The 17,875-nt window shown below is 63.2% G+C and carries 14 protein-coding genes; 5 read left to right on the top strand and 9 right to left on the bottom strand.

The features are described 5' to 3' along the window. Positions 1 to 89: 89 nt before the first annotated feature. The 5 genes from NKH52_RS00235 to NKH52_RS00215 all read right to left on the bottom strand — a co-directional run bounded on the left by NKH52_RS00235 (position 90) and on the right by NKH52_RS00215 (position 8,482). Entirely contained in the window at positions 90 to 869 is a 780-nt protein-coding gene (locus tag NKH52_RS00235) for an N-acyl amino acid synthase FeeM domain-containing protein (RefSeq protein WP_013528206.1), read from the bottom strand. A gap of 302 nt (positions 870 to 1,171) precedes the next feature. Beyond that, positions 1,172 to 3,484 (bottom strand): putative bifunctional diguanylate cyclase/phosphodiesterase, encoded by a 2,313-nt coding sequence (locus tag NKH52_RS00230; RefSeq protein WP_352732574.1) that lies wholly within the window; start codon positions 3,482 to 3,484, stop codon positions 1,172 to 1,174. A gap of 144 nt (positions 3,485 to 3,628) precedes the next feature. Then, positions 3,629 to 7,123 carry an indolepyruvate ferredoxin oxidoreductase family protein gene (locus tag NKH52_RS00225; RefSeq protein ID WP_352732577.1) on the bottom strand — a complete coding sequence of 1,165 codons (3,495 nt, stop codon included), beginning with the start codon at positions 7,121 to 7,123 and terminating at the stop codon, positions 3,629 to 3,631. Between the two features lie 218 nt (positions 7,124 to 7,341). Next, positions 7,342 to 7,878, bottom strand: coding sequence for a hypothetical protein (locus NKH52_RS00220; RefSeq protein ID WP_352732579.1), 537 nt, complete (start codon positions 7,876 to 7,878; stop codon positions 7,342 to 7,344). Beyond that, on the bottom strand, positions 7,871 to 8,482 hold the full coding sequence (locus tag NKH52_RS00215) for a CGNR zinc finger domain-containing protein (protein ID WP_352732582.1): 612 nt from the start codon (positions 8,480 to 8,482) through the stop codon (positions 7,871 to 7,873). The genes NKH52_RS00220 and NKH52_RS00215 overlap by 8 nt, the downstream gene beginning before the upstream one ends. A 149-nt stretch (positions 8,483 to 8,631) precedes the next feature. Here NKH52_RS00215 and NKH52_RS00210 point away from each other — a divergent pair, with 149 nt between their 5' ends. From NKH52_RS00210 to NKH52_RS00195, 4 genes are all read left to right on the top strand, one after another. After that, positions 8,632 to 9,537 carry a branched-chain amino acid ABC transporter permease gene (locus NKH52_RS00210; protein ID WP_352732585.1) on the top strand — a complete coding sequence of 302 codons (906 nt, stop codon included), beginning with the start codon at positions 8,632 to 8,634 and terminating at the stop codon, positions 9,535 to 9,537. Positions 9,538 to 9,727: 190 nt separating this feature from the next. Next, complete coding sequence (locus tag NKH52_RS00205) at positions 9,728 to 10,312, top strand: TRAP transporter small permease subunit (protein ID WP_127259558.1); 585 nt, start codon at positions 9,728 to 9,730, stop codon at positions 10,310 to 10,312. Then, complete coding sequence (locus NKH52_RS00200; RefSeq protein WP_027039851.1) at positions 10,312 to 12,093, top strand: TRAP transporter large permease; 1,782 nt, start codon at positions 10,312 to 10,314, stop codon at positions 12,091 to 12,093. Before NKH52_RS00205 ends, NKH52_RS00200 begins: the two co-directional genes overlap by 1 nt. An 18-nt stretch (positions 12,094 to 12,111) precedes the next feature. Beyond that, positions 12,112 to 13,140, top strand: a complete 1,029-nt coding sequence (locus tag NKH52_RS00195; protein ID WP_352732661.1) for a zinc-dependent alcohol dehydrogenase family protein — start codon at positions 12,112 to 12,114, stop codon at positions 13,138 to 13,140. 80 nt (positions 13,141 to 13,220) lie between these two features. On the opposite strand, the gene NKH52_RS00190 is transcribed toward NKH52_RS00195, so the two are convergent. Continuing rightward, positions 13,221 to 14,330: a TRAP transporter substrate-binding protein gene (locus tag NKH52_RS00190; protein WP_352732588.1), complete on the bottom strand. Its 1,110-nt coding sequence runs from the start codon at positions 14,328 to 14,330 to the stop codon at positions 13,221 to 13,223. A gap of 263 nt (positions 14,331 to 14,593) precedes the next feature. On the opposite strand from NKH52_RS00190, the gene NKH52_RS00185 reads away from it, so the two are divergent. Beyond that, positions 14,594 to 15,367 (top strand): gamma-glutamyl-gamma-aminobutyrate hydrolase family protein, encoded by a 774-nt coding sequence (locus NKH52_RS00185; protein WP_352732591.1) that lies wholly within the window; start codon positions 14,594 to 14,596, stop codon positions 15,365 to 15,367. Here NKH52_RS00185 and NKH52_RS00180 read toward each other — a convergent pair whose 3' ends face one another. The 3 genes from NKH52_RS00180 to NKH52_RS00170 form a co-directional block, all read right to left on the bottom strand. Continuing rightward, on the bottom strand, positions 15,368 to 15,772 hold the full coding sequence (locus tag NKH52_RS00180; RefSeq protein WP_352732664.1) for a hypothetical protein: 405 nt from the start codon (positions 15,770 to 15,772) through the stop codon (positions 15,368 to 15,370). A gap of 77 nt (positions 15,773 to 15,849) precedes the next feature. Next, positions 15,850 to 16,833, bottom strand: coding sequence for a 2-hydroxyacid dehydrogenase (locus NKH52_RS00175; RefSeq protein ID WP_352732594.1), 984 nt, complete (start codon positions 16,831 to 16,833; stop codon positions 15,850 to 15,852). Next, positions 16,830 to 17,852: a LacI family DNA-binding transcriptional regulator gene (locus NKH52_RS00170; RefSeq protein WP_352732667.1), complete on the bottom strand. Its 1,023-nt coding sequence runs from the start codon at positions 17,850 to 17,852 to the stop codon at positions 16,830 to 16,832. Before NKH52_RS00170 ends, NKH52_RS00175 begins: the two co-directional genes overlap by 4 nt. Between the last annotated feature and the right edge of the window lie 23 nt (positions 17,853 to 17,875).

Here is a 17,875-nt window from a genome sequence, read left to right as displayed (position 1 = left end):
CCGGAGCGCTGCTCGTGGCCGCACCCAGAACGCCGAAGTCGCCAAAAGGCTCCCTGTCGGCCCTGCAAAATCGTGTGAATCCTGCCGTATCAGGCGGCTTCGTGATAGTACTTTGCCGTGGGCAGGATGGTCAGCGGCGCGAGTTCTCCGACATGCGGCGTATCGAACAGCATGCGCTGTTCCATTGGCGTCGAGCGGAAGAACGGGAACCGTGAGAAGGACCGCTCGCGGATGGCGTTGACGTCGGCGCGGTAGAGCACGACCTTGTTGAAAACGCCCGGATAGGCGCGCGACTCGCTGATCTTCTCCGAGTAGTAGATACGCTTGTAGAAGCCGGCGTGATCCTCACGAATGGTCGACAGGCAGTAGGGAGCGTTAAAATGGAAGCACGCCATGCCGGCCAGCCGCAGGGTCAAGTAAGGAATTTGCGGGTAGACGCGCGACCATTCGGGATCGGACGCAAAACGGCTGGGGCAGATGAAGCTCAGCCCGTCACGAAGCATCGGCATGACAATGTCGCCAAAGGCCTTGGTGGAAGGCGACATCGGCGTCGCCAAGGTGACGTGATGGATACGCAGCGTGCTGACGAGTTCCTGGTCGATATAGACCCCGAAGCGGTAGACATTCGGTGCCTCGTCGAGCTCATCGTGAATGGTATGGTTTTCGTTGTCGGGAACCATATCGTTCGAGCGATATGACTTGTAGCGCAGGCGGTAGATGTCCTCGAGATCTTCGCCCTTGTCGCAGCGGCGGTACTCTGTCCGCTCAAGCATCGCCGAGACGTTGCGGGCGAAGCTGGACATGGTGTCGGCGGCGTCCTTGCCGTCCTCGCCCGTCACGGGACGAAGCGAACTCAACTGCACAATCATCAACTCAATCCCCGTACATTGCCGCCGCGCTCCGACACTACGACAGGGTCCTGGGATGTAAAAGATGAAAATGGGAAGCAGCCCGTTTACCAGTCGTTAAGGTTAACGATTGCTAAAATAAGACTAAAATAGTGCTTTTCTTGATTTTCTGCGTCGCGACGGGGAAAGAGCATATCTCGAACATGACGGGAAGCGGCGGAAATTTTGGCATGGCCCGCGACGCGCAAGGAAACCTCGGAGCCTCCTGATGAAAACAGGGATGGGCTCTCGGTGCCTGGGCACCATGCGCCATACGCCGCAAATCAGCGACGTACCGCCTTTTTGGCGGTCCTGATATCCTTGGCGAAGGGCCATACGGTGTTCGACATGGTCTCGATGCCGGAAGCGCTGAGCGCCGAACCGAACAGGAACCCCTGGACGAGATCGGGCTTGACCTGCAGCGCCAGTATCTTGAGCTGCTCGAAGGTCTCTACACCCTCGACGGTGACCGAAAGCCCCAGCGGCCGCGACAGATTGACGATGCCCTTGAGCAACTCGAGCGAACGGGGGTTCTGGGTGACGTCCATCAGGAACGAGCGGTCGATCTTGATCTTGTCGAGCGGCAGTTTGTGCAGGTAGCTCAGGCTCGAATAGCCGGTGCCGAAATCGTCGAGCGCGATGCGTACGCCGATCTGCTTCAGCTCCTCGATATACTGGCGCGTCAGCGACTTGTCGTCGAGCAGCGCCGTTTCGGTGACCTCGATCTCGAGCCGGGAGGCGGCGAGGCCGGATGCGGCCAACGCATCGCGAACCTTCTGGATGACGTCGCGGTTGCGGAAATCCTTGGCCGAGAGATTGACCGAGACGCTGGTCTGGTCCGGCCATTTGGCGCATTCGGCGCAGGCTGCCTGCAGCACGAAGGTGCTGATCTCGGAAATGATGCCCATTTCCTCGGCCAAAGGAATGAAGATGCTGGGCGAGATCGGCCCGAGATCGGGGTGATCCCACCGGCACAACGCCTCGCAGCTGGCGATACGCATGGTGCTCATCGCCACGATCGGCTGATAGACCACCCGCAGGCTCTTGCTTTCCACGGCTGTGCGCAGATCCGCCTTCATCAGCTGACGGTTGCGGAAAGCGGCATCCATCGAGGCTTCGAACAGCCGCCAGCTGTTCTTCCCGAGTTCCTTGGCCTTGTAGAGCGCCAAGTCCGCCTTGACGATCATGGCGTCGACATCGGTATCCTTGACCCGCGACAGTACCGCGCCGCCGCTGGCCTGAATGCGCAGCCCGTGACCGGCGACGTCGACTTCCCCTTGCAAGCCGGCGAAAATCTCGTCGAGTTGGCTGGTCAGATGGCTCTCATCCTCGACGCGGTCGAAGAAGATCATGAACTCGTCGCCACCGAAACGGCTGACGGTGATATCTTGCCTGGCAATGGCGGCAAGCCGCTCGGCAACGGCATAGATCAAGCCGTCGCCGATCGGATGACCAAGCGTGTCGTTGACGCTCTTGAAATCGTCGAGGTCGAGCACCGCCAGGCCGCAGAGACGATCGCGGTCGCCGGATACCATGGCCTCGCCGACCAGTTCATGGAAATAGGCGCGGTTGGGCAGGCCGGTGAGGTTGTCGTAACGTGCCATGAAGCGGATCTTGTCTTCCGCCTCGACACGGGCGGTGACGTCCTCGAAGGTGATGACGCCCAGTTCCTGGCTGCCTTCGCGAGCCGAGAACTCGTAATGCTGGCCGTTGGCGAGGGAAACCAGCACCTTGCGGTCGCGGCCCTCGCGCAGGGCACGCGTCAGTTGGGCCTCGATGTAGCGGCAATCCTTGGGCGCCAGCATGCCGCCGGCGACACCGCGCATCAACAGACCATGGATCGACCGGCCGAGCAGCGCGTCGGGCGACTTGAGCGACATCAGATGCGCGGCCTCGGCATTGGCCACCGCGACGCGGCCGTCCGGGCCGAGCATGACAAGGCCGTGCGACATGGTGTTGAGCGCACGATTGAAGCGCTGGGCGATGCGGTTGGCCTTCTTTTCTTCCGAGACGGCCGCAAAAAGCACATCGCGTACGGTGTTGGCGAATTTCCGGATGGCGAACAGGAACGGCGCCGACAGGAGCCCGAGGAGGACATGGTAGATGTCGCCGCGCAGCAGGAAGCCCAGCGAGATCGGCCAGGTCAAGGCAATGGTCAAGATGGTGACCATGCGCGGCGAGCCGTAGTTGCGGCCGGCGATGGAGGTCGCCGTCGCCAGCGTCAGGCAAACGGAGGCGATTTCGGCGAAACCGTCGCGCGCGAAATAGATGCCGAGCAGGCAGAAGGCGCCAAGCGTCAAGCCATGCAGGGAGCCATAGAGAATGTAGTCATTCTCACGCTTGTGCGCTTCTTCCCAGGTCGTCGGCGAAGGCATGCTGTTGTATTTTCGAAAGTTTCTCATGCGGAACACACCGACGAGAACCATCGAGATGGCGACCAGCAAATACCGCGGATCGCCGTTCTTCCACCAGACAAGGCCGATCAGGAAAGTCTGCGCGAGAATGCCGATCGAAAGCGTCAGCCCGTCGCGAAACAGGGTTTCCACGAACGGAATGTAGACGTCGACCGGAACCTCGTTCTTTTTTCTCAGATTCAACGCCTGAATCCCAACCCTGGGGAGCCAAGCAGTGCCACATCCGCCTTAAGAAAGATTTAGAGAGACCCCCGCGCTCCTGCCGTCAAGCCGAGTGACGTTACGGAAAGCAAGGAAACTGTCGTTCAGGTAAACAAGGCGTATCGATCATTCGGCGGCCTGAAGTTCGGGCCGCGCCGGCGTACTCGACAGGCGTTCGAGCAGCCTTTGGCGTTCGCTCGAAGCCTTGTCGGCGCTGGCTCGACGGACGTGGCCGTAGCCGCGAATGAGGGCAGGTACCGAAGCCAATGCAGCCGCCGCATCGACCCTGGCCGGGGCCAACGATCCGGCGATGAGCTCCAGATCCGCCTCGTACCGCGCCAGCAGTTGCCGCTCCATGCGCCGTTCGGCGGTGTAGCCGAACAGGTCGAAGGCGGTGCCGCGCAGGCCCTTCATCGCCGCCAGAACCCGAAAACCCTTCATCATCCACGGGCCAAAGCTCGATTTCCTCGGTTTGCCGTCATTGCCGCGACGGCCCATGATCGGCGGAGCGAGATGGAATTCGAGTTTGTCGTAGCTCTGGAATTGCTTGCCCAATTCGGCGGCAAACGATCCATCGGTGTAGAGCCGAGCCACCTCGTATTCGTCCTTGATCGCCATCAGCTTGAACAGGTTCCTGGCGGCGGCCTGCGACACCGTGGTCGACCCAGGTACGGCCTTCGCTTCGGCGGCGCGCAAAACGGCCAGTTTTTCGGCATAACGCCTGCCATAGGCGGCGTTCTGATAGGCTGTCAGGAAGGCGACGCGGCGGGCGATGATATCGTCCAGTGTCTCGGCGACATCCGTGGCCGGGCCGGCCTTTCCAGCCACGGCTGGACCCGGCTGGGCAACGAGGCCGCGCACGAAATCCGGCTGATGGGCAGCGCGACGTCCCCAGCGGAAAGCGGCGACGTTCATCGCCACGGCTTCGCCATTGAGCTCGATCGCCTTCTCGACCGCCTCGGCCGACAGCGGCAGGCCGCCATGCTGGAAGGCAAAGCCGAGCATGAACATGTTGGCGCCGAGCGAATTGCCGAAAAGTGCCGTGGCGGTGCGGGTGGCGTCGAAGAAATGCGCCTTGTCGTCGCCCGCTGCCGCGCGGATCGCCTTTTTCAGCCGCTCTATCGGCAACGAAAAATCAGCCGAGCGGGCGAATTCGCCGGGCATGATCTCGGCGGTGTTGGCGACGAAGATGGTGTGGCCCTCGCGCACAGCGGTCAGCACCTTCTTGGCGCCCGACACGACGAGATCGCAGCCAAGCACCAGATCGGCCTTGCCGGCCGAAACGCGGATGGCATGGATGTCGTCCGGGGTGCGGGCGATGCGGACATGCGTGAACACCGAGCCACCCTTCTGGGCGAGGCCGGCCATGTCGATCATGCCGCAGCCCTTGTCCTCGAGATGCGCCGCCATGCCGAGCACCGCACCGACGGTGACGACGCCGGTGCCGCCGACGCCGTCGATGATCGCCGCCCAGCCCTGCTCGCCAAGCGGGAATTGCGCCGGCACGGGCACGCCTTCCAGCGGATCGGCCTTGCCGGCAAGGCCCTCGGCCTTGCGGATCTTGGCGCCGTGCACGGTGACGAAGGACGGGCAGAAGCCGTTGACGCAGGAGAAATCCTTGTTGCAGCTCGACTGGTCGATCTTGCGCTTGCGGCCGAATTCGGTCTCGACCGGCTGGATCGAGACGCAGTTCGACTGCACGCCGCAATCGCCGCAGCCTTCGCAGACCAGTTCGTTGATGAAGACCCGCTTGTCGGGATCGGGGAAGGTGCCGCGCTTGCGGCGGCGGCGCTTTTCGGCGGCGCAGGTCTGGTCGTAGAGCAGCACCGAAACGCCCTTGACCTCGCGCAGCTCGCGCTGGACGAGATCGAGGTCGTCACGGTGATGGATGGTGGCGCCGGCCGGGAATTCCGCCTTGCCGGCATATTTGCCGGGCTCATCGGTGACGATGGCGATGCGGTCGACGCCTTCGGCGCGCACCTGCCTGGCGATCATGTCGACGGTCAGGCCGCCTTCGTGCGGCTGGCCGCCGGTCATGGCGACGGCGTCATTGTAGAGGATCTTGTAGGTGATGTTGGCGTCGGTCGACAGCGCGAAGCGGATCGCCAGCGTGCCGGAATGGTTGTAGGTGCCGTCGCCGAGATTCTGGAAGATGTGCTCGCGCTTGGAGAACGGCGCCTGTCCGACCCATTGCGCGCCCTCGCCGCCCATGGCCGTGAAGCCGACGGTGTTGCGGTCCATCCACAGCGCCATGAAGTGGCAACCGATGCCGGCAGCGGCGATCGAGCCGTCCGGCACCTTGGTGGACGAATTGTGCGGGCAACCGGAACAGAAGAACGGCGTGCGCGAGCCGATGTCGGTGGCGTCGGCGAGCATTGCCTGGAACTGGCGCAGCTTCGCCACCCGCGCCGAAATCTCTTCAGACGGGCCGATGGTCCTGACGATCCTCTCGCCAAGCGCGATGGCGATCTCGTTGGGATCGAGCGCGCCCTTGGCCGGAAACAGCCAGTCGCCGCGCTCGTCCTTCTTGCCGATAATGACCGGTTGGGTGGCAGTGCCATAAAGGCTTTCGCGCAACTGCACCTCGATCAGCGAGCGCTTCTCCTCGACGACGACAATGGTGTCGAGGCCTTGGGCGAAATCGGCGATGTGATGCAGGTCGAGCGGCCAGGGGCAGCCGACCTTGAACAGCCGCACCCCGATGCGGTTGGCGGCCGCCTCGTCAATGCCGATGTCCTCCAGCGCCTGGCGGACATCGAGATAGCTCTTGCCCAGCGTGATGATGCCGATCTTCGGATTGCGGCCGCCCGAATAGACGATGCGGTTCAGCCCGTTGGCATGGATAAAGGCGGAAGCCGCGGCGCGCTTATGCTCATGCAGCCGCTCCTCCTGGCCGAGCATGTCGATCTCATGGCGGATGTTGAGACCGCCTGGAGGCATATCGAAGTCTGGCACGACGATGTTCAGCCGCTCGAGCGAGGCATCGACCGAGGCGGTCGATTCGATGTTGTCCTTGACACATTTGATCGCCGCCCAGGTACCGGCAAAGCGCGACATGGCAAAGCCGTAGAGCCCGTAATCGATGATCTCCTGGACACCGGCGGGATTGAGGATCGGCACCATCGTGTCGACGAACAGGAATTCGGTGGCGTGCGCATTGGTCGAGGATTCGGCCATATGGTCGTCGCCCATCAGAGCGAGCACGCCGCCATGCTTCGACGAGCCGGCGAGATTGGCATGGCGGAACACGTCGCCTGAGCGGTCAACGCCCGGCCCCTTGCCGTACCAGACCGAAAAGACACCGTCATGGGTGCCCTCGCCCAGCAGTTCCGTCTGCTGCGCGCCCCAGCAAGCGGTGGCGGCAAGCTCCTCGTTGAGACCCGGCTGGAAGACGATGTCAGCCTGGGCGAGCTGTTTCTTCGCCTTCCACAGCTGCATGTCGAGGCCGCCGAGCGGCGAACCGCGATAGCCGGAGACGAAGCCGGCCGTGTTCAAGCCGGCGCGGCGATCGCGCTCGCGTTGCATCAGCAGCATGCGGATGACCGCCTGCGCGCCGGACAGGAAGATGCGCTCCTTTGCGAGATCGAACTTGTCGTCGAGCGCGACGTCGTGCAGCGTCATCAGGCATTTCCTCTGCGGAGGCCACGCGGGGCAGGCAGCCAACGTCGGGGTCGGATGACGCATCCTTTCTCCCCTTGCAAGGCAGGTCAAACAAAATCGCAGATGCCAGGCAACGCGCAACGAACAGTCCGCGGCCATCCTGAATAGGGTATGAAACGATCCGCGGACATTGCCCGGCGCACGAAAATTTCAGCTGCGGCCCGGATGGCCGCGACGCGTCAGCCGCCCTTCGAGCAATCCGGCTTCGGCTCGCCCGGCAGCTTGCCGTCGGGATGGCCGACGAGATCGGGATTGGCGGTGTAGAGCTGATCGATGACCAGCGGCCGGTCGGGCAGGATCGACTGGTCTTCCGTCGACATCAGCGTGGTATCGATCTTCTGCAGGACCGCGCCGTCGGCGCCCTTGATGCTGATGGCAATCGCATAGGGCTTGTTCTTGACGACGCAGGTCAGTGCCGGGCTCTCTAGCGTCACCTTGTCGAGCTTCGGCCAGACCTTCTGCTCGACCACCAGAGGCGCGCCGCCGGCGGGATCCTGGAAGCTGGCGACCGCGACCTGGCCCTCTCCCATCGGCTTCAGCGGCCGCAGCGTCACGACATAAGTCGCCCTTGCGAGGCGGTAGTTGAAGACGAATATCTTGCCGGAAATCTCGAACAGCTTGCCTTCGTCATTGCCGGTATCGCGGCAGGCGCCGAGCGTAACGGCCACGATGAGCGCCGCGCCGACAAGGATCGAATGGGAAAGGCCGCTACGCATTCTTGACCTCACTTTCCGCCATGCGACGGCGACGATAGTGACGGCTTGCCTTCTGCCTGTTGCCACACACCGCCATGTCGCACCAAAGGCGGCTGGAATTGCGGCTTCTGTCGACGAACAGCCAGGTGCAGTTGGGACAGATCCTGAGCCTCGCGACGGTGTTGTCGCGCAGAAGGGACAGCGCCGAAACCGCCAGTGCCGCCTCGAAGGCGATCGGAGTCAGGGGATCACCGAAGGGCCTCCCCGGCGCACCGATCTCGGTCCGGCTGCCGGCAAGGCCATCGCCGCAGGCTCTCAGGAATCCGGGCAGATCAGTGGTGGCAACCGCGCCCTTCGACGCCGCATCACGAAACAGCCGGTCCGTCGCCTCGCGGATCGACAGCACGACGGGCGCGATTGTCTCCGGTGACGGTGCAGCCAGCGGCCTGTCGCCAAGCTCGGCGGCGCGAAAGCGGCTCGCCGCATCGGCGAAGCGGGCAATCTCGGCCGGATCATCGAAACGGTCGAAGGTCCGCTCCGGATCGCCGCGCAGCACGACGGTGTTCGCCGTGTCGAGCGCAAGCAGGCCGCCGGTAAAGCGGTGCGGGGTCCAGGATACCGTCATGCCCAAAATCTAACCGATAAATCGCATTTGACAAGTTAGATTTAGCGATGCACCCTCACTCCGGGATGCGGTGATCTCCGCAGCCTTTTGAGCATGTCGTTGGCCAGAACCGCTTCGCACTTTTGAGCGACATGCTCCGAGGGTTTCACATGCTCTACTTCTTCCAGCAGGTGCTGAACGGGCTGCATTCGGGCGCGCTTTATGCGTTGCTCGCCTTCGGCTATGTGCTGACCAACGGCATCCTGCACCGCACCAACCTCGCCTATGGCGCGCTGTTCGCCTTTTGCGGTCAGACGATGATCCTGACCGCTGCCTTTGGCTATCAGGTGCTGTGGCTGACGCTGCTCGCGGCGGTGGCGCTCGGCGTCGTGGCGGCTTTCCTTTATGCCGCGCTGATCAGCCACGTGCTGTCGCGCAGTGTCTTCGAACCTTTGGCCGACCGCACGCCAAATGCGATCGTGGTGACGACGCTCGGCATCCTGTTGCTGCTGTCCGAAGCGAGCCGCATCGCCGCCGACACGCATGATCTGTGGCTCCCGCCGATGCTGGCGCAGCCTATCGTTTTCGCGCGGGGCGCGACCTTCAAGGCGACGCTGACGCTCATCCAGCTCATCGACTGTGCGGTGGTGCTGACGGCAATCGTGCTGGCCAGCTGGGCGTTTGCCCGGTCGAGCTTCGGCCGGCGCTGGCGTGCCGTCTCCGACGACCCCAAGGCAGCCGCGATGTGCGGCGTCGACGTGCGCGCGGTGTTCCGGCACGCGGTGCTGTTCGGCGGCTTCTGCGCCGCGCTGGCCGGTGTGATGGCCGGGCTCTATTACGGCAATGTCAGCTTCGGCTCAGGCCTCGTCTACGGGCTGAAAATCCTATTCGTGACGGCGGTCGGCGGCTATCTCTCGCCACCGCGCGCAGCACTCGGCGCGGCCGCCTTCGGCATGGCCGAATCGCTGTGGGCCGGCTATTTCCCGGTCGAATGGCGCGACGCGTGGATGTATCTGTTCCTGGTCACGACGCTGATCCTGATCGGCGCCGGCCGCGACACCGGCAAAATCGCCTGAAAAGGTCAGACTTTGGTTGCATGACGCGAGGGCAGATCGCCGGTATCGGGCACTGTCTGCCATGCGATGATATTTGCTGCCTCTATGCTTGTTGACCCGTCAGTCCACGCGCGGCATACCGTTGGACCACGCGGCGTGACGGACAAAAAAGGGGGGAGCCGGCACGCCTCCGGTACAAGGGAGGAAATGCATGGCAGGGCTTCTTGCTCTATCCAGGACTATTGATCGCGCCAACGAATTCATCGGCAAATGGATATCGTGGCTGATCCTGCTGGCGATCCTGGTGAGCGCCGCCAACGCCATTATCCGCAAGGTGTTCGACATATCCTCGAACGCCTGGCTCGAGCTGCAGTGGTATCTGTTCGGCGCCGCCTTCATGCTGGCCGCCGCCTATACGCTGAAACAGAACGAACATATCCGCATCGACGTCGTCTACGGCCTGTTTTCACGCCGCGTGCAGCACTGGATCGACCTGCTCGGGCATCTCTTTTTCCTGATGCCGTTCGTGACGCTGATGGTGATCTATTTCGTGCCCTATGTGTCGCTGTCGTTTCGCAGCGGCGAGATGTCCAACAATTCCGGCGGTCTGATCATCTGGCCGGCCAAGGCCATCCTGCTCATCGGTTTTTTCCTGCTCGCGCTGCAGGGCATCTCCGAAATCATCAAGAAGATCGCCATCATGCGCGGAGACATGGACGACCCCAATCCCTTCATATCGGTGCATGAGCAGGCCGAACTTGAAGCCAAGGCGCTGGCCGACGAGGTGCGCTCGTGATGGAATTCATCGCGCAGAACATGGCGCCGATCATGTTCGCCTCGCTGATCATCTTCCTGCTGATCGGCTACCCCGTCGCTTTTTCCTTGGCCGCCAACGGCTTGATGTTCTTCTTCATCGGCGTGCTGCTGTCGCCTTATTCCGGAGGATCGATCAACCTCGCCTGGCCGCTCCTGCACGCATTGCCGGATAATTTCTACGGCAGCCGGGTGATGTCGAACGACACGCTGCTGGCCATCCCGTTCTTCACCTTCATGGGCATCGTGCTCGAGCGGTCGGGTATGGCCGAAGACCTGCTCGACACGATCGGCCAGCTGTTCGGGCCCATCCGAGGCGGCCTCGCCTATGCGGTGATCTTCGTCGGCGCGCTTTTGGCGGCGACCACCGGCGTGGTGGCGGCTTCAGTCATCGCCATGGGCCTGATCTCGCTGCCGATCATGCTGCGCTATGGCTATGACCGCCGGCTCGCATCCGGTGTCATCGCCGCCTCCGGCACGCTTGCACAGATCATCCCGCCGTCGCTGGTGCTGATCGTGCTTGCCGACCAGCTTGGCCGCTCGGTCGGCGACATGTATGCCGGCGCGCTGATCCCGGGCCTCGTGCTCACCGGCCTCTATATGTCCTACATCCTGATCATGTCGATCATCCGGCCGAACTCGATGCCGGCGCTGCCGCTCGAGGCCCGTACACTCGGCCATGGCGTGATGTCGCTGCTGGTGGCTTTGCTGGTCACATCAGCGGTTTCCTACGCGGCGTATCGTTATCTGGCGCCGGCGCATGGCGACAATGCCGACATTCTCGGCGCGACTGCCGGAGTGCTGTTCATCTACATCGTGGCCATTGCCGACAAACGCCTGAACTTCAACATGATGTCCAGGCTCGCGCAGCAGGTGATCATCGTGCTGATCCCGCCACTGGCGCTGATCTTCCTGGTGCTGGGCACCATCTTCCTGGGCATCGCCACCCCGACCGAAGGCGGCGCCATGGGCTCGGTCGGCGCCTTGTTCATGGCGGCGGCAAAGGGGCGCTTGTCGCTTGACGTCGTCAAGCAGGCACTGGCCTCGACGACAAGGCTGTCGTCCTTCGTGCTGTTCATCCTGATCGGCGCACGGGTGTTCTCACTGACCTTCTACGGCGTCAACGGCCATATCTGGGTCGAGCACCTTTTGACGTCGCTGCCGGGCGGCGAGGTCGGCTTCCTGATCGGCGTCAACATGCTCGTCTTCTTCCTCGCCTTCTTCCTCGACTTCTTCGAATTGGCGTTCATCATCGTACCGCTGCTGGCGCCCGCCGCCGACAAGCTCGGCATCGACCTGATCTGGTTCGGCGTGCTTCTGGGCGTCAACATGCAGACCAGCTTCATGCACCCGCCCTTCGGCTTCGCGCTGTTCTACCTGCGTTCGGTGGCCGCGCGCGTGCCCTATCTCGATCGTCTCACCGGCAAACAAATCGCGCCGGTGACCACCGGACAGATTTATTGGGGCGCCGTGCCCTTCGTCTGCATCCAGGTGATCATGATCGGGTTGACCATCGCCTTCCCGCAAATGGTGATGCACTACAAGGGAACGACCGTCGATCCGGGAACCATCGATTACAAGGTGCCGGAGGTGCCCGGCCTGTCACCGCTCGGCACGCCGCCGGCGGATGGAGCGGCGCCCGCTGGTGGCGGCACGGCGCCGGCAGCTCCCGACCTTTCGCAACCGCCCAGTTTCGGCGATCCGGCACCGGCAAAGCCGGCAGCGCCACAGCCCGACCTGTCGCAACCGCCAAGCTTCAACTGAACCGGCATGGTCAAAACCATGAAAGCGGTGCGGCTGGAAGCAGTGGGCGGCATCACGCTGCGCGAAGTCGACATGCCTGACATCGGTGCGGATGAGCTACTGGTGCGCATCGAAGCCTGCGGCGTCTGCGGCACGGATCGGCATCTGTTTCACGGCGAGTTTCCGTGCACGCCGCCGGTGACGCCCGGCCATGAATTCTCCGGCATCGTCGAGGCGGTCGGAAAATCCGTCTCCGGCTTTGCCGTCGGCGACCGCGTCACCGGCGACCCCAACATCGCCTGCGGGCGCTGCGCGCGTTGTCACGCGGGACAAGTCAATCTCTGCAGCAATCTGCGCGCCATCGGCATTCATCGCGACGGCGGCTTTGCCGAATATCTTGCCTTGCCGCAGAAGCAGGCTTTCGTCCTGCCTGCGGGCCTCGATCCCATGCACGGTGCCTTCTGCGAGCCGCTCGGCTGTTGCCTGCATGGCGTCAACCTTGCCGGGATCAAACCGGGCAGCTCGGTGGTCGTGCTTGGCGGCGGCGTGATCGGCCTGCTCACCGTGCAGCTGGCAAGATTGGCGGGAGCCACGACCATCATCCTGTCGACCAGGCAAGCCTCGAGGCGCGCGCTCGCCAGGGATTTCGGCGCGACAGCGACGGTCGATCCGACTGCCGCCGATGTCGTCGACGCCATCGCTGGGCCAGCCGGCCTGGTGCCGGGCGGAGCCGACGTGGTGTTCGAATGCGCGGGCGTGCGAGAGACCGTCGAGCAGTCGATGCGGCTGGCCCGCGCCGGTGGCACGATCGTCATCGTCGGCGTGACGCCGCAAGGCATGAAAGCGGAATTCGAGCCGTTCGACCTGCTGTTTCGGGAACTGAAGGTGCTCGGTTCCTTCCTCAACCCCTACACCCATCGCCGCGCCGCCGAACTCATCGCTTCCGGTGCGATCGAGATCGACAGGCTGATCTCCAGGCAGGTGCCTCTCGAGGAAGCGGCAGCGGTTATCGCCAATCCGCCAGCGCCGGGCGAGGTCAAGGTGCTGGTGGTGCCAGACCGAAGCTAAGTCACCGGCTTCGCCTCCCGGTACCTGACAGAAAAGCTCCCTGAGCGGGTCCGCTCAGGGAGCTTTTGAAGTCCGAAGGTCTACAGCTTGCCGTTGCGCTGCTGCACCATCATGAAGGTGTCGTAATTGTATTCGGCCACCTGCGCCCAGAGATAGTGCTCCTTGCGGAAGCCCTTGATCGATTCCCAGATCTTCTTGAACGGGGCGTTGGAGGCTTCCATTTCGGTATAGACCTCGTTGGCCTTCTCGAAGCAGGCAGCCATGATCTCCTGGCTGAACGGGCGCAGTTTCGCGCCGCCGGCCACCAGTCGCTTCACCGCCGCAGGGTTCAGATAATCGTATTTCTGCAGCATGTTGGCGTCGGCCGCCTGCGCGGCAGTGTGCAGCAGCGACTTGTACGTCGGCGAAAGTTCTTCGTACTTCGCCTTGTTGAACATCAGGTGGACGGTCGGGCCGCCCTCCCACCAGCCGGGATAGTAATAATAGGGCGCGACCTTATAGAAGCCGAGCTTCTCGTCGTCATAGGGACCAACCCATTCGGCCGCGTCGATGGTGCCCTTCTCCAGCGCGGGATAGATATCACCGCCGGCGATCTGCTGCGGCACGACGCCGAGCTTCTGCACCACCTTGCCGGCAAAACCGCCGATTCGCATCTTGAGGCCGGAAAGGTCGGCCACCGTGTTGATTTCCTTGCGGAACCAGCCACCCATCTGGACGCCGGTGTTGCCGCCCGGCAGGCCGAAAAGGCCCTGCGTGGCGAGAAACTCGTTGAACAGGTCGATGCCGCCGCCATGGTAATGCCAGGCATTCATGCCGCGTGCGTTGAGCGAAAAGGGAACCGCCGCACCGAGCGCCCATGTCGGGTCCTTGCCCCAGTAATAATATGCCACCGTATGGCAGGCCTCGACCGTGCCGGCCGTGGTGGCGTCGGCGGCCTGCAGGCCAGGCACCAGCTCACCGGCAGCAAAAACCTGGATCTGGAAATTGCCGTCGGTGGCTTCCGACAGCATCTTCGAGAACACCTCGGCGCCGCCATAGATGGTATCGAGCGACTTCGGGAAGGACGATGCCAGCCGCCATGTCACCTTGGGATTGGACTGGGCGATGGCAGGCGCCGCCAGCGTGGCCGCCGCCGCCGCGGCACCGACGCCGGCGACACCGGCCTTGCGAATGAATGAACGACGATCCATAAACTTCCTCCCTTTTGGATCAACAGGCCGACGTCAGGAAATCCTCGGTTTCCGTGTCGGTTCGTTCGAGACAATACACGGGCAAGAAGTCGAGTCCAGCAGGCCGACCCGATTTGACGGCGAAGCCCAGCTACCCTGCAACTATAGTCTAACAGGCCGTTTGGTGGCCCATGCGACACGCCGAAACTTGGCATGGAAAAATAACCGGGGATCGCCTATTTTAGAGGCAGGTATCCCTTGCCCAGATGGAACACAGAGCCAAAATGCATCAGCCGCTCGTCGCCATATCGACAGACGTCCGTCAGTTCGACAACTACACCTGGCATGCCGCCCCGCAGCAATATCTGGAAGCGGCGATCAACGGCGCCGGCGTGTTTCCGGTGCTGGTGCCATCGTTCGGCGACCGGCTCGATTTCGACGAACTTCTGTCGTCGGTCGACGGCGTCATGGTCACCGGCTCGAAATCCAACGTGCATCCCTCGCTCTATGGTGGCGACGCCAGCGAAGCCAATGGCCCCTATGACCCAGCGCGCGACGCCACGACGCTGCCGCTGATCCGGCGGGCGATCGAGCGCGGCGTGCCGCTGCTCGCCATCTGCCGCGGCATCCAGGAATTGAACGTGGCGCTGGGCGGCACGCTTGGCACCGAGATCCAGGAGCGCGAGGGTTCGCTCGACCACCGCGCGCCGGTGAGCGACAAGCAGGACGAACGCTTCGCCATCCACCAGACCATTTCGATCAAACCTGACAGTTGCCTGGCCGGCGTGTTCGGTGCCGGCGACATCAAGGTCAATTCGTTGCACCGCCAGGCGATCGACCGGCTCGGCTCGAAGCTGCAGGTCGAGGCCGTCGCCAGCGACGGCACGGTCGAGGCGGTTTCGGTGCGCGACGCCCGCGCCTTCGCCGTCGGCGTGCAATGGCACCCGGAATACTGGGTCAAGTCGGACAGCAATTCGGTCAAGATATTCCGTGCCTTCGGCGATGCTGTTCGGCTGCACGCCGCAGCGAAGGCTGGCGCGCGGGCCGCGGCGGAATAATCAGTCGCCAGATTTCTTATCTTCGGTGGCCGCCAGCGACAGCAATGGTAGCGCCGGGGCATAGGATTCGTAGCCGTCGCCATCGGCAGCCGCGAAGGTGACGATTGGATCGGTGCCATTGGCGCTGAAGGCGACCGTGCCATCGTTTTGCTCGCGCCAGAACTTCGCCTGCTCTATGCCCGGCAAGAGCCGGCGGCATTTCGGAGCAACGGTGAGCAGCGACAAACCGTCCGAAATTTCGGCCCCGCGGCTGACTGCACAGACCGCCTCATCGCCATTGGCGACCAGCCTGTAGCTGTTGGACGGGGCGGCCTCGTTGGCCACGCTTTCCCGGCTGCCGCCATGAAACAGCTGAATGCCACCAAACAGCGCTGCGGCAGCGATCAATGCGGAAAGTGCTTTCATCATTCTTCATCCACGTACACGGATAGGTTGAAGAATGATTCCAAAGGGTTAAGCTGACGTTAATAAGTGAGGCAGCCTCAAGCTCGCGCCTTGACTTCCGCCGTCTCGGGGACCGGCGTCAACGGCCGGCGCTCGGTGAACCAGGACACCAGATTGTCGACGCAGAGATCCGCCATGGCGCGGCGGGTATGGTCCGAGGCCGAGCCGACATGCGGCAGCAGCGAGGTGTTGGGCGCGTCGAGCAGCGCCTTGGGCACGTTCGGTTCGTCGGCAAAGACGTCGAGGCCGGCGGCGGCTATGGTGCCGGTGACAAGGGCTGCCGCAAGCGCTGCCTCGTCGACAGTGCTGCCACGGCCGATGTTGACGAAGACGCCGTTGGCGCCAAGTGCCGACAGGATTTCGGCATTGACCGCCTTCTCCGTCGAGTCGCCCCCCGGCGCGACCGAAATCAGCGTATCGACGGCTTCGGCAAGCCCTTTCAGGGTCGCATGGTACTGGTAGGAAAGACCTTCGACACGGCGCCGGTTGTGGTAGGCGACCGGCAAACCAAAAGCTTCCAGACGCCGGGCGACGGCCTGCCCGATGCGGCCCATGCCGAAAATACCCACACTGCGCCCGCGCAAGGTCAGCCGGCTCAGCGGATAGTTGCCCTTGCGCACCCAGCTGCCGTCACGCAACCAGGTTTCGGCGCGCGGCAGGTCGCGGATGGTGTTGATCAGCAGCCCGATCGTGGTGTCGGCGACCTCCTCGGTCAACACCTCGGGCGTGTTGGTGACCATGATGTTCTTCGCTCGGGCATGGCCGACATCGACCGAATCATAGCCGACGCCGAAGGAGGCGATGAGTTCGAGGTTGGGCAAGGCATCCATCATCGCCGCGTCGATGCCGGCGAACGAAGCGATGCCGCGCACATCACTGCGCATCTCGTCAGTGACGAGCGCCGGATCGGCGCGTTCGATTCTGACACGCCTGAACGTGCGGTTGATGCGGTCGACCGCATGGTCGTTGAAATCGCCCGGCACCAGGATGGCGACGGATTGCAGCTGTTCGGCCTCGGTCATACACGCTCCACCGGCTTGCCGGTCGACTGACGCACATGCAGTTCCGGCTTGATCAATTCCTGCGAGGGCCGCACCGTCTGGCCGTTGAGCTTGTCGAGCAACGCGCTGGCGGCGCGGCGGCCAACCTCACGCTGGCCGTTCCAGACGGTGGTCAGCGCCGGCGTCGCGATCGCCGCCTCTTCGAGGTCGTCATAGCCGGTAACGGAGATGTCTACGCCGGGCACCAGGCCGGCGCGCGCAATGCCGTTCATGAGGCCGATGGCGACGAGGTCGTTCCAGCAGCAGGCCGCCGTCGGTCTGTCCTTCAGCGCCAGGAACTGCCCGGCGGCCTCGAAGCCGGCCTGCTTGGTGCGCGGGCCGGCGATGCGCCAGGACGGCCTGACTTCCAGCCCGGCCGCGTCCATCGCGTTGACATAGCCCTGGTAGCGGTCGCGGCCGGTCGAGGTCTGGTCGGTGCCGCCGATCATGGCGATGCGCTTGTGGCCGAGCGAGATCAGATGGTTGGTGGCGAGCCCTGTTCCATAGGAGTCGTCGCCGCGAAAGACCGGCACGTCGGCACCCTCCACGGTGCGCGCGATCAGCACGGCCGGCAGGCCGTTCTCCTCGGCCATCAGGATATCGGAAGCCGGCGTGCCTATCGCCGGCGACATGATGACGCCGTCGGCGCCGAGCTGCAAAAGCGTATCGATGAAGGTGCGCTGCTTTTCGAGCTGATCATAGTGGTTGGACAGGATGAAGGTCTGCCGGCTGCGGTCGAGCTCGCTTTCGATCGAGCGCAGGATCTCGGCGAAGAATGGGTTCATGATGTCGTGGACGACGACGCCGACAATGCCGGAACGCGAGGTGCGCAGGCTGGCGGCGCGTCGGTTGTAGATATAGCCGATGGCGCGGGCATGTTCCTTGATGCGGTCACGGGTGGTCCCGGCAACCAGAGGGCTGTCGCGCAGCGCCAGCGAGACCGTGGCCGTGGACACGCCGAGCGCATCCGCGATCGTCGAAAGCTTGATTTTTTGTGCCAGCGACGTGTGCTCCCCGGACCTGA

Source organism: Mesorhizobium sp. M1066, assembly GCF_040318635.1.
Lineage (GTDB): Bacteria > Pseudomonadota > Alphaproteobacteria > Rhizobiales > Rhizobiaceae > Mesorhizobium.
The sequence above is the reverse complement of the archived record's forward strand: the minus strand, read 5'-3'. Positions and strand labels throughout refer to the sequence as shown.